This is a genomic window from Novosphingobium sp. B-7 (assembly GCF_000410615.1).
In the GTDB taxonomy this organism is placed as follows: Bacteria; Pseudomonadota; Alphaproteobacteria; order Sphingomonadales; family Sphingomonadaceae; genus Novosphingobium; species Novosphingobium capsulatum.
In genome coordinates this window covers 1-12295 of the sequence record NZ_KE148488.1, presented here as the reverse complement: position 1 = coordinate 12295, position 12295 = coordinate 1, and the positions used below count along the sequence as shown (strand labels likewise).

Annotated in this window: 10 protein-coding genes; 3 read left to right on the top strand and 7 right to left on the bottom strand. The window is 65.8% G+C overall.

Annotation, left to right across the window (positions count from 1 at the left end; translation table 11 throughout):
* The coding region (locus H926_RS29655) for an acetate--CoA ligase family protein (RefSeq protein WP_237741139.1) at positions 1-1439 on the top strand (1439 nt) is incomplete at its 5' end.
* Positions 1440-1506: 67 nt separating this feature from the next.
* Here H926_RS29655 and H926_RS0121310 read toward each other — a convergent pair.
* The 6 genes from H926_RS0121310 to lgt form a co-directional block, all read right to left on the bottom strand.
* A complete protein-coding gene (locus H926_RS0121310) occupies positions 1507-2040 on the bottom strand; it encodes an adenine phosphoribosyltransferase (RefSeq protein WP_022678059.1) in 534 nt (177 codons plus the stop codon).
* A gap of 121 nt (positions 2041-2161) precedes the next feature.
* Positions 2162-2980: a cytochrome c1 gene (locus H926_RS0121305; RefSeq protein ID WP_022678058.1), complete on the bottom strand. Its 819-nt coding sequence runs from the start codon at positions 2978-2980 to the stop codon at positions 2162-2164.
* A gap of 33 nt (positions 2981-3013) precedes the next feature.
* A complete protein-coding gene (locus H926_RS0121300; protein ID WP_022678057.1) occupies positions 3014-4288 on the bottom strand; it encodes a cytochrome b N-terminal domain-containing protein in 1275 nt (424 codons plus the stop codon).
* Positions 4289-4299: 11 nt separating this feature from the next.
* Positions 4300-4893 carry a ubiquinol-cytochrome c reductase iron-sulfur subunit gene (petA, locus tag H926_RS0121295; RefSeq protein ID WP_022678056.1) on the bottom strand — a complete coding sequence of 198 codons (594 nt, stop codon included), beginning with the start codon at positions 4891-4893 and terminating at the stop codon, positions 4300-4302.
* Positions 4894-5131: 238 nt separating this feature from the next.
* Positions 5132-6184, bottom strand: coding sequence for a class I SAM-dependent methyltransferase (locus H926_RS0121290; protein ID WP_022678055.1), 1053 nt, complete (start codon positions 6182-6184; stop codon positions 5132-5134).
* 7 nt (positions 6185-6191) lie between these two features.
* On the bottom strand, positions 6192-7028 hold the full coding sequence (lgt, locus tag H926_RS0121285; protein ID WP_082209281.1) for a prolipoprotein diacylglyceryl transferase: 837 nt from the start codon (positions 7026-7028) through the stop codon (positions 6192-6194).
* 298 nt (positions 7029-7326) lie between these two features.
* Between lgt and H926_RS29650 the strand changes: the two genes are divergently transcribed.
* On the top strand, positions 7327-10122 hold the full coding sequence (locus tag H926_RS29650) for a [protein-PII] uridylyltransferase (protein ID WP_022678053.1): 2796 nt from the start codon (positions 7327-7329) through the stop codon (positions 10120-10122).
* Between the two features lie 14 nt (positions 10123-10136).
* Entirely contained in the window at positions 10137-10718 is a 582-nt protein-coding gene (locus tag H926_RS0121275; protein WP_022678052.1) for a YqgE/AlgH family protein, read from the top strand.
* 19 nt (positions 10719-10737) lie between these two features.
* Here the strand turns inward: H926_RS0121275 and H926_RS0121270 are convergent, their stop codons facing one another.
* Positions 10738-11988 carry a surface lipoprotein assembly modifier gene (locus H926_RS0121270; protein WP_237741138.1) on the bottom strand — a complete coding sequence of 417 codons (1251 nt, stop codon included), beginning with the start codon at positions 11986-11988 and terminating at the stop codon, positions 10738-10740.
* Positions 11989-12295 lie beyond the last annotated feature (307 nt).

Here is a 12295-nt window from a genome sequence, read left to right as displayed (position 1 = left end):
AGTCCCAAAAGCCGCAGCGCTTTCTGGCCGCGGCGCGTCGCGCGCGGGCGGCGGGCAAGCCGGTGGTGCTGCTGCATCCCGGCAAATCCAGCGCGGCGCGCGAATCGGCGGCCACGCACACCGGGGCGATGGCCGGCGATTACAAGCTGATGCGCGCGATGGTCGCGCGCGCCGGCGTGATTTTTGCCGAAACCCTGGAAGAACTGGGCGATATTGCCGAGATCGCGGCGCTGTGCCCGATCGCGCCTTCGGGCAAGGCGGCCGTGCTGGGCGAATCCGGCGCATTCAAGGCGCTGACGCTCGACCTGGCGGAAGAACTCGGCCTGGAACTGGCCGCGCTGCATGATGAGGATTCGCCGGAACTGCGCGCCGCGTTGCCGCCGTTCGTGCCGGTGTCGAACCCGCTCGACATCACCGCGCAGGGCCTTTCGGAGCCGGCGATCTATACCCGCACGCTCGACGCCCTGCTGGCCGACGACCGCGTCGGTACGGTTCTGGCCGGGATCATCCAGGCCGAGGCGATTACCTGTGCGATCAAGTTCCCCGCCATTCTTGCGGCGGTCGAAGGCAAGCCCCTGAGCAAGCCGCTGATCTTTGCCGGGCTGGACGAAGGGGCGCAGGTTCCGGCAGAGCGCATTGCCGCGCTGCGGGCGGCCGGGGTGCCGTGGTTCCCCACCACCGAGCGCGCCTTGCGCGCCATCACCCGCCTGACGCACTGGTCTGCCCGCGATCTGACGGCCACTGATGCGCCGGCGCTGCCGGTAGCGGGCCTTGCCGATGTTTCGGGTGTCATTCCCGAATACAAGGCCAAGCAGCTGCTGGGCCCTGCCGGCGTGGCCTTTCCCAAGGGACAGTTTGCCGCGACGCCCGATGATGCCGTGGCCGCAGCGGACGCGGTGGGCTATCCCGTGGCGATGAAGGCGCAGGCGGCGGCGCTGGGCCACAAGAGCGACGCGGGCGGGGTAATCCTCAATCTCGCCGATGGCGCGGCGGTGCGTGCGGCCTGGACCCGCATGTTTGCCAATGTCGCGGCTTATGATGCGGCGATCACGCTCGATGGCGTGCTGATCGAGGCGATGGGCAAGCGCGGCGTGGAAATGATCGTGGGCGCCAAGAACGATCCCGAATGGGGGCCGGTGGTGCTGGCCGGGTTTGGCGGGGTTACCGCCGAAATTCTTCAGGACGTGCGCCTGCTGACGGCCGACCTGACGCAGGAGGCGGTCGAGGCCGAACTCATGCAGCTCAAGAGCGCGGCGCTGCTGGCGGGCTATCGTGGCTCTCCGGCGCTTGATGTGCCGGCCCTGGCCGCGCTGATCGTCAAGGTGGGCCAGGTGTTGCGGGCCGAGCCGTCGATCCGCGAAATCGATCTCAACCCGGTGATCCTGCACCCGCAGGGCGAAGGCGTGGTTGCGCTCGACGCGCTGATGCTGGTGGATTGACGGAGCGGCTGACCCGCCCTCCCTGCGCGGCGTCGCAAAGGGCGGGCGGGTTGTGGCGGTGCTGCCGTCAGTGCCCGGGGAAGTCCATCAGGGCGTCTACCACCAGGCCCGCGTTGCGCAGGCGCTGCGCCCCGGCCAAGTCGGGCAGGTCGATCACGAAGAACGCATGGGTCACTACGGCGCCTGCCTCGCGCAGAAGTTGTGCCGCGGCCAGCGCCGTGCCACCGGTGGCGATGAGATCATCGACGATCGCCACGCGCTGTCCTGGCGCGATGGCGGTGGGATCGATTTCCAGGCGGTCGGTGCCATATTCCAGGTCATAGTCGACGCCCAGCGTCGGCACCGGCAATTTGCCCGGCTTGCGCACCGGCAGAAAGCCCAGCTGCGCGCGCGCAGCCGCAGCGGCGCCAAAGATGAAGCCGCGCGCCTCCATCCCGGCGATCAGGGTTGCGCCGCTGGCCTGTGCCCGGGTGGCGAGGTGGTCGATCGCGGCGGCAAAGCCGGTGGGATGGCTGATCAGCGTAGTCACATCGCGAAACAGCACGCCCGGCACGGGAAAATCGGGCACGGTGCGGATCAGGGACTTGAGGTCGCAGGTCATGGGTTAATGTCCAGGGGAGGGGAGGCCGTAGGAAGCGGCTGAAAGCGCCGCCAGTGCCGACAACCCATGAAAAAGGCCACCGTTTCCGGTGGCCTTTTCGTTTTGGCGCTGTGGCCCGGCTTTAGTGGACCCGGGCCCAGATATTGCGCTTGGCGAGGTACGCCAGCACGGTCGCGGCGAGGAGGAAGCCAAGCACGGCCCAGCCGGTCTGCTTGCGCTTTTCCATCTTGGGTTCGGCGGTCCAGGTCAGGAACGCGGCAACGTCGGCAGCCATCTGCTGCTTGGTGGCCTTGGTCCCGTCGCCATAGGTAACCTGGTCGTCGGCCAGCGGCGCCGGCATGGCGATGTTCAGGTTGGCGAAGTAGGGGTTGTAGTAGAGGCCATCGGGCGTCTTGCTGTCGGGGAACCGCTTGAGCAGTTCGGCCGGCTGATCCTGGTAACCGGTCAGCAGCGAATAGACGTATTCCGGGCCTTCGTGGCGGGCCTTGGTGACCAGCGACAGGTCTGGCGGGTTGCCGGTGCCGGCGTAATAGACCTTGGGGAAGTGATCGGCCGGCACGTTGTCGCGCTGGGTTTCATCACCGGTCTTGGGATCGACGACCTTGGCCTTGTTCGACCAATCCTTGGCGATCGCCTTCACTTCCGCTTCGGAATAGCCGAGCGCGGCCAGATCGCGGAACGCCACGAAGTGGAGCGAGTGGCAGTTGGAGCAGACTTCCTTGTAGACTTGGAAGCCGCGCTGCAGCTGGGCCCGGTCAAACTTGCCGAAGGCGCCGTTGAACGAGAAGCCGGGTTCAGGCTCGTGCGGGGCGAGGTGATAGACCTGCACCGCCGTGGCGGGTTCGGGCTCGCGGATCGCCTGGATCGCGCCCACTCCGAACGACCAGAGCAGCGCCACGGCGAAGAAGAGGCCGACAAGAGGACCAAAAAGACGGACCATGGGGTTCTCTCTCTTTGTGCGGTTCGCGCTGGCTCAGGCGGCCGGGGCGGTCTGGTCATCCTTGCCCAGCACCGCTTGCGTGATGGAGAAGGGCAGCGGGGCCGGCTTCTCGATCGAGGCGACGATCGGCAGGATCACCAGGAAGTGGAGGAAATAGTACGTGGCGGCGATCTGCGAGATCAGCACATACTTGGTTTCGGCCGGCGAGCCGCCGCAGAAGCCCAGCACCAGCACGTCGATCACGAGCAGGTAGAAGAACTTGCGGAACAGCGGGCGATAATGGCCCGAACGCACCGGCGAGGTGTCCAGCCAGGGCAGGAAGAACCACACCAGGATTGCCGAGAACATCGCCAGCACGCCCATCAGCTTGGCCGGGATGAACAGGAAATCGGCAGTGAAGGCGCGCAGGATCGCGTAGAACGGCCAGAAGTACCATTCGGGCACGATGTGCGCCGGCGTCGAAAGCGGGTTGGCCTGGATATAGTTGTCCGGGTGGCCCAGCGCGTTCGGCAGGAAGAACAGCATGGTGCAGTAGAGGATCGCGAAGACCCCCAGCCCGAAGCCATCCTTGGCGGTGTAATAGGGGTGGAACGGCACGGTGTCGGATTCGGTCTTCACTTCCACGCCGGTGGGGTTGGACGAACCGGGAATGTGCAGCGCCCAGATGTGCAGGATCACCACGCCCAGGATCACGAAGGGCAGCAGGAAGTGCAGGCTGAAGAAGCGGTTGAGCGCGGCGTTATCCGGCGCGAAGCCACCCAGCAGCCACTGCTGCAGCGGCGTGCCGACCACCGGGATGGCCGAGAACAGGCCGGTGATGACCTTGGCGCCCCAGAAGCTCATCTGGCCCCAGGGAAGCACATAGCCCATGAAGGCCGTGGCCATCATCAGCAGGAAGATCGTGACACCCAGAAGCCAGATCATTTCGCGCGGGGGCTTGTACGAGGAGTAGAAGAACCCGCGGAAGATATGGATATAGACCACCACGAAGAACGCCGAGGCGCCGTTGGCGTGCGCATAGCGCAGCATCCAGCCCCAGTTCACGTCGCGCATGATGTGCTCGACACTGTCGAATGCCACGCCGGAATTGGCGGCATAGTGCATCGCCAGGACCACGCCGGTCACGATCTGCAGCATGAGGCACACCCCGGCGAGCACGCCGAAGTTCCACATGTAGTTCAGATTGCGCGGCACCGGATAGCCGGCGCCGACAGCATTATAGACGAAGCGCGGCAGTGGCAGCTTTTCGTCCAGCCACTGCATCAGCGGGTGGCTTGGCTTGTAATGTTTCGCCCAGGGAAAGCTCATCGTGTCTATCCTCAGCCGATCTTCACGACAGTGTCGGACGTGAATTCATAAACCGGCACTTCCAGGTTCTTGGGTGCCGGGCCCTTGCGGATGCGCGCGGCGGTATCATAGACCGAGCCGTGGCACGGGCAGAAATAGCCGCCGAATTCACCCTTCACCTCGCCTTCGCCGGCGCCCAGCGGCACGCAGCCCAGGTGGGTGCAGACGCCCATGGTGATCAGCCAGTTGGTCTTGCCCGGCTTGGTCCGTTCTTCCAGGGTCTGCGGATCACGCAGGCTGGACAGCGGCACCTTGTCGGCCTCGCCGATTTCCACCGGCGTCAGGTTGCGCACGAAGACCGGCTGCTTGCGGAATACCGCCTTGATCGCCTGGCCGGGCGCGATCTGCGAGATATCGATCTCGGTCGAGCTTTCTGCCAGCACGTCAGCCGAAGGTGCCATCTGCGACACCAGCGGCACCAGCACCGCCAGGCCGCCCACACCCGCAAAACTCACTGCCGCGATATTGATGAAATCGCGCCGGCGCACGCCTTCATCGGCGCCCGTACCGTCATGGACGGCGGGCGAATCTGTGCCGCTTGCGTTCACAATTGCCTCATCAGCCATTGATAATCCCTGCCTGCTGCCACCCCGCCTGGAAACGGCCGGGCACGGTATTTCCCCCTCCTTGCGCGCGGCGGCGAACATCGCCGGGTATCATGCGCGCCGGGCCGCCGTGGTATGCACGTGCCAGACCCAAACAGTTATAACGCGTGATAGCCACAGAACTGCGGCTTTGCCAACAAGCATTTTAGTGTAGCAACGGGCCGTATTTTGCGCTGCCGCAATGCAATCGACAAACTGGCTAGAATGCTGCGCTAGTTGGCCAGTGCGGTGCAGTAAATGCCATTGCCTTGAACAGGTTGCCCATTTCGGCCGGATCAACCAGGCGGGCCAGTGCACGCGCCAGGGCGGGGCCATGGTCGGGTGCATGGCGAGCCAGGGTAGCCGCGCGTGCCTCGATCCCCAGCGATCTTAGGAATTCACCCTGCGTGACAATACCATCGCAGCGCGCGCCAGCCGCGGCGATCACCGGCACCAGCGCGGCAAAATCGACCAGCGCGGTAAGATCTGCTTCGCCGGGATGCGCAAAGGGATCGACCTTGTGTTGGGCGCGCACGGCCTGGAGCGTGCTGCCATCGCGGGGCTCGGCATGGCCATAGTCGATCCACAGCGCCACGCCGCCCTGTGCGGCCAGCCGCGCGGCAATATCGGCCGTGACGGCCGCCGCCGCAGGGCAGGTTTCGATGATCGTGCCTTCGGGCGCATCGGCCCGGTCTGCGGGCACGGCGGCATCCATCGGGCGGGTGCCGGCCACCGGCAGCAGGCGTTCGCCCGCCGCGTCCCAGCCGATCATCCGCTCGCGCCAGCCTTCGGCCATGCGCACGATCTGGCGCACGGGCAGGGCATCGAGGAATTCGTTGCCCACCACCATGAGTGGGCGATCGGCCGGCAGGGTGGAGAAATCATCGTGCCAGGTGGCCTGGGGAAAGCGCTGCCGCTGCACACCGCGCAGTGTCGGGCTGGTTTCCACGAAGTGTACATCGGGCACCAGGCCGTGGCGCGCGGCAGCGCGCAGCGCATCGAGTGCCAGGGTGCCGCGGCCGGGTCCGGCCTCGACATAGGCGACCGGCTGCGGCTTCCCGGCACGAATCCAGATGTCGGCCAGCCATAGCCCGATCATTTCGCCAAACATCTGGCTCACTTCCGGGGCGGTGATGAAATCGCCGGCCGTGCCCAGCGGATCGCGCGTGCTGTAATAGCGCGCGTTGGATTCGGCCATGAAGTGCGCCACGCTGATCGGGCCGGTCGCCCGGATCAGCCTGGCAAAGACCGCGCGCAGGCTGTCATCGGCCATGGCGTGCTCAATCGGCCGGGGGCGGCGTCACGGTGCCCAGCGGCGGGCGCGCCATGGCCCGAACCAGCAGGGTGAGGCCGATCGCCAGCATCGGCAGGGTCAGCCACTGGCCCATCGACAGCCCGGTGCGCAGGGCAAAGTCTTCGAGCTGGGCGTCGGGTTCGCGATAGAATTCGACGATGAAGCGCGACAGCGCATAGCCGGTGGCAAACGTGCCCATCAGCAGGCCCGGACGCCAGCGCGCGCGGGTTTTCCAGAACAGCGTGATCAGCACGGTGGCCAGGATCACCCCTTCGAGCAGCGCTTCATAGAGCTGGCTGGGATGGCGCGGATTGGGACCGGCGCCGGGAAAGACCATGGCCCAGGGCACATCGGCGGTGGTGACGCGGCCCCACAGCTCGCCATTCACGAAATTGGCGCAGCGCCCGAAGAACAGCCCGATCGGCGCGCATGGGGCGATATAGTCGCACACCCGGATGAAGCTCAGCTGGTTGCGCCAGCAGACGAAGGCGATCGCCAGCACGGTGCCGATCAGGCCGCCGTGAAAGCTCATGCCGCCCTGCCACAGCTTGACCAGTTCGCTGGGGTGGGTCCACAGTTCCGGAGCATAGAACGTGGCATAGCCAAGTCGGCCGCCCAGGATGATGCCCAGCGTGGCATAGAAGAACAGGTCATCGGCGTGGCGCTGGGCCATCGGCGCCCCCGGCTGGCGGATCATGCGCGAGAGATGCCAATAGCCAAGCAGGATGCCGGCGAGGTAGGCCAGCGAATACCAGCGCAGCGCAAAGAAGCCGAAATCCCAGGCGATGGGCGAGAGATGCAGTTGCTCCCAATGCAGCGGCATGTGCGACGAGGCAGCCGCAGCGGCAGAAAGGGCCGGAAAAAGGGACAAGCGCGACGCTCCGTATTCGGTGAACTGATGGCCGTGGGCCAGGCCTTGCCAGCCTGCCCAGGTTCGCGCGCCTTCTGGCACAGGGGCCAAGCTGCTGGCAAATCCCAAAAGCGCGGCAGCGCCGTTACAGCCCGGTCGCAGTCGTTCGCGCGCGATCCTGCCCGAAAGGGGGAGGCCAATCGGCGATTATCGTGAAAACTTGGATGCCTGCGCTGTTTCCCCTTAACGCCACCTCGTTTAATGAGGGGGCATGACCTTGCCCCGCATCGCCCACCAGCGCGCCATTATCGACCGTCGCACCCTTGCCGAGGCGGTGACCCAGGCCGTGGCGCAAGCCGATGGCGATCCCTCGCGCGCCCGGCCCGTAGTGGTCGAGCATCTGCGCGCCGCGCTGGCCCATGGCCGCGAGGAACTGGCCCGGCGCCTGCGCGGCAGGCCCTCGGCAGGTTATGAATGCGCCCAGGGCCAGGCCTTCCTGGTCGACCAGCTGGTGCGGGTGATTCACGACTATGTGATCGGCCAGGTCTATCGCGCCAGCAACCGCACGACGGGCGAGCGCATCGCCGTGCTGGCCGTGGGTGGCTATGGCCGGGGCGAGATGGCGCCGCATTCCGATGTCGACATCGCGTTCGTCACGCCGAACAAGCCCACCGCGTGGTGCGAGCAGGTGATCGAGGCGATGCTCTATTTCCTGTGGGACCTTGGCCTCAAGGTCGGTCATTCCAGCCGCTCGCTCGATGATACGGTGCGCATGGCCAAGAGCGACCTGACGATCCGCACGGCGCTGCTCGAAGGGCGTTACGTCTGGGGCGATCGCGACGTCTATGAAGAAGCGGCGCGCCGCTTCTGGGCCGAGGTCGCCGCCGGCACCGAGCGCCAATTCGTCGCCGAAAAGCTGGCCGAACGCAACGAGCGGCACAAGCGGCTCGGCGACAGCCGCTATGTGGTCGAACCCAATGTGAAAGAGGGCAAGGGCGGGCTGCGCGACCTGCACACGCTCTACTGGATCGGCAAATATGTCCACAAGGTGCGCGATCCATCGGAACTGGTCGATGTCGGCCTGCTCACGGCGGCGGAATATCGCGCGTTCCACCGCGCCGAGAATTTCTTCTGGGCGGTGCGCTGCCACCTGCACATGATCACCCGCCGCGCCGAAGATCGCCTGACATTCGACCTGCAACGCGAAGTGGCCGCGCGCATGGCCTTTGCCGATCGTCCGGGCAAAAGCTCGGTCGAACGCTTCATGCAGTTCTTCTTTCTCCAGGCCAAGCAGGTCGGCTCGCTCACCGGCGTGTTCATGGCCCAGCTCGATGAACAGTTTGCCCGCACCAAGCCCGGCTTCTTCGCCGCGCTGCGCCAGCGCCGCAAGCGCAAGGTTTCGGGCTTTCCCATCGTCGCGGAAAAGGTGTCGGTCCCGGCCGACGATTTCTTTGCCGTCGATCCCGTGCGCCTGCTCGAGATCTTCGTGGTGGCCGACAAGCACGGGCTGGAAATCCATCCCGATGCGATGCGCCTGGCGCGGCGCGATGCTGGCCTGATCGATGGCGCGGTGCGCAAGGACCCGCGCGCCAATGCCTTGTTCCTGGAATTGCTGACCAGCCCGCATGATCCCGAAACCGTGCTGCGCTGGCTGAACGAGGCCGGCGTGTTTGGCCGCTTCATTCCCGATTTCGGGCGCGTGGTGGCGCAGATGCAGTTCGACATGTACCACCACTATACGGTGGACGAGCATACCATCCGCGCCATCGGCCTGCTCGCCCGCATCGAAAAAGGGGAGGAGCGCGAACTGCATCCCCTGGCCAGCAACGTGGTGCAGAAGGTTGCCTCGCGCCGCGTGCTCTATGTCGCCACGCTGCTGCACGATATCGCCAAGGGTCGGCGCGGCGATCACTCGGTGCTCGGGGCCGAAGTGGCGCGCAAGCTGTGCCCGCGGCTGGGCCTGTCGGCGGCAGAGACCGAGCTCGTCTCGTGGCTGGTGCGCTGGCACCTGTTGATGAGCGCCACCGCGTTCAAGCGCGATCTCGCCGACTACAAGACGATCGCCGATTTCGCCGCGCAGGTGCAAAGCGCCGAACGGCTGCGCCTGCTGCTGATCCTCACCATCGTCGATATCCGCGCGGTCGGGCCAGGGATCTGGAATTCGTGGAAGCGCCAGCTGTTGGGTGACCTGTTCATCCAGACCGAGGAAATGCTGCGTCTCGGCCACAAACAGCACGGCCGGCCCGAACGCATCGCCGCCAAGAAGAAGGCCGTGGGCGAACTGCTCAAGGAACGCGACGCGCTGATCGGCACGGTCGGCCGGCAGCTGAGCGATGCCTACTGGATTGCCGAACCCGAAGACATCATCGCGCTCAACCTCCAGCAGATGGATAGCGCCCTGGGCGAGCCGCTGTCGGTAGAGGCGCATTACTATCCCGCGCGCGGCGCCACGCTGGTTACCGTGCTGGCCGCAGACCACGCCGGGCTGTTCTATCGCCTGGCCGGCGCGATCCACCTGGCGGGGGGCAACATCATCGATGCGCGCATCCACACCACGCGCAATGGCCTCGCGGTCGACAATTTCCTGGTGCAGGACCCGCTTGGCCGCCCGCTCAACGAAGCGCGCCATATCGAACGGCTCAAGAACAGCATCGCCGATGCCCTGTCCAACCGGGTCAAGCTCATGCCCCAGCTCGCCGCGCGGCCGCTCGCTCGCCCCCGGGCAGAGGCGTTCGACGTGCAGCCGATCGTGATCTTCGACAACAAGGCGTCCAACCGCTTCACCGTGGTGGAAGTGGGCGCGCGCGATCGGCCCGCGCTGCTCGGCCGCCTGGCGCATGCCCTGTTCGATTCGCGGCTGGTGGTCCATTCCGCTCACATCGCCACATATGGCGAACGCGCGGTCGATACGTTCTATGTCACCGATATCCTGGGTGAGAAGGTGACCAGCGAGAACCGCCTGCGCAACCTGGAAAAGCGCCTGATCGACGTGGCCGAAGACCGTGGTCCGGGGGGTGCCAGCGAACGCGCTGCCACCGCCGCCGCTGCCGCATCGGCCGCCGCCTGAAAAAGTCTGCCATCATGACCGAACCTGCCGCTGCCGATCTTGCCCCGCACGATCTTGCTGGGCGCCTGCTGCTTGCCATGCCCGGCATGATGGATCCGCGCTTCGATCACGCGGTGCTCGCGCTGTGTCTGCACGATGCCAACGGCGCCCTCGGCATTGGCCTGGGAGAGGAACGTGCCGGCATCCGCTTTCACGGCCTGCTGGAAGATGTAGGCATAGATCCGGGCCATGCGCCCGATGTACCGGTGCTGCATGGTGGCCCGATGGAAACCGGGCGCGGCTTCGTGCTGCACACCCCCGATTGGGGCGGCGAGGGCTCGGTCACGGTCAATCCGCTGTGCACGCTCTCCGCCTCGATGGACGTGCTGCGCGCGATTGCCGAAGGGCGCGGCCCCTCGCGCTGGCTGGTGGCGCTGGGCTATGCCGGCTGGGGACCGGGGCAGTTGGAAGAAGAAATGCACCACCACGGCTGGCATGCCGCCGAAGGCTCGCCCGCGATCCTGTTCGATACCCCGCGGGAACAGCGCTGGTCGGCCACCTGGCGCGCCGCTGGCATTGATCCCGCCCATCTTGCCGCCGATACCGGCCACGCCTGAATCCGCGGGGAGCGCACGCTCAAAACGCGGCGGTAATGCCCACTTCGGCCGCGACCCGGCGATAGTCATAGATGCCCACGGTCGATCGGTTGCGCTCCCACCGCAGGCGCGTGATCGGGGCCAGGCCCTGCCATTGCAGCGCACGCCAGGTGGTGCTGGCCACCACGGAAAAGCGGTCATCCATCCGGCGGCGCGGATAGAGGAACAGCCGGGCATCGGCCTCGAGGTGGCTGTAGCTGGCGCTGATCACGGCGGTGGTCCGGCCGATTTCGCGAAACGCATAGACCGCGCCACCGCCGGTCACGTCCGACCAGCCCGCGTCGCGGGCCTTCGTGCGGTTGACGAAGGCCTGCACCCCGCCTCCCAGGCGGGCCGATACCGCACGATCGAGCCCGGCCGACAGGGCAAAGACATCGCCGGTCTGCAAGGCATTGCGCCGGTTGGCAGTATGGGTCACGCCCAGGCCGAGGCGGCCCTGCATCGTCTTGCCCATGGGATGGAGGAAATCGGCACTCACCCCCACCGACGTGCTGTAGGGCTTGAGGCCATACCATCGCCAGGTCGGCCCGGCGGCGAGCGTCAACCGGTCGGCACCCAGCGTATATTCCGGGCCGGCCTGGATGCCGATCAGGATATCGTCAAAGCGCTCATCGCGGTAAAGATCGCCCGATCCATTGGCCCGCACCAGCAGGGTGGCATTCTTTTCCAGCGGGGTGCGAAAATAGGTCTGCCCGCGCAGCGCCAAACCCAGGCCCGATCTGGCCTTGGCATCCTGGTCCAGCGTGAAATCGCCGATCACCGTACCCAGCGTGTTGGACCGGGTAGCGCGGTTGATGTTGCTGTCGGGCGCCAGCGCCACGTCCAGGCTGCCACCAAAGGGTTTGCGCGCCTTGAGTGCGGCAGCATAGAACCGCACCATGCGCTCCACGTCGGGCGGCAGCCCACTAGCCTGGGCCGCGCGCATTTCCCGGCGGGCAGCGCCAAGGTCACCCATCATCGCCTGAACCCGCGCCAGTTCCAGGCGCACGCGCTGCGCGTTGGGGCGTTCGTCCAGAATGCGGCGCAGGATCAGGGCTGCGTCCTTCAACTTGTGCTCGCGATCCGCCAGCATCAGCGCCAGGCGAAACCGCGCTTCGTTGCGCAGGTCGATATCGGGATTGTCCGCCAGGGCGCGATAGGCGGTTTCGGCGGTGGCAAAATCGCCGCTGTCGCGGGCGCGGTCGGCGAGTTCGAACAACTGCGGTGCCGTTAGCGATACGCTGTCGGCCATCGCTGCCGCCGGGCAAGAGAGCGCCATAAGCAGGGCGGCGACAAGATAAGGCTTGGAAATGGCTAAGCTCCCGAGTTTGCAACGAACTATTGCATCGGCCCGATGCCGTCCAGCGCGCGCTTGCGCAGCTTCAATCCGATTTGGCGTGGCGAATCCGACTCACACGGGGCGAGTCTGCGGATTTATCGCACTTCCGGCATGCGTCCATCACCGGCAATCGCTGCAAAATGGCAGAAAAATTTCAATCTAATCCATTGTTAAATATGAAATTATTCCGGCTATGGCACCCCTGTGGAAAAATGGCCGT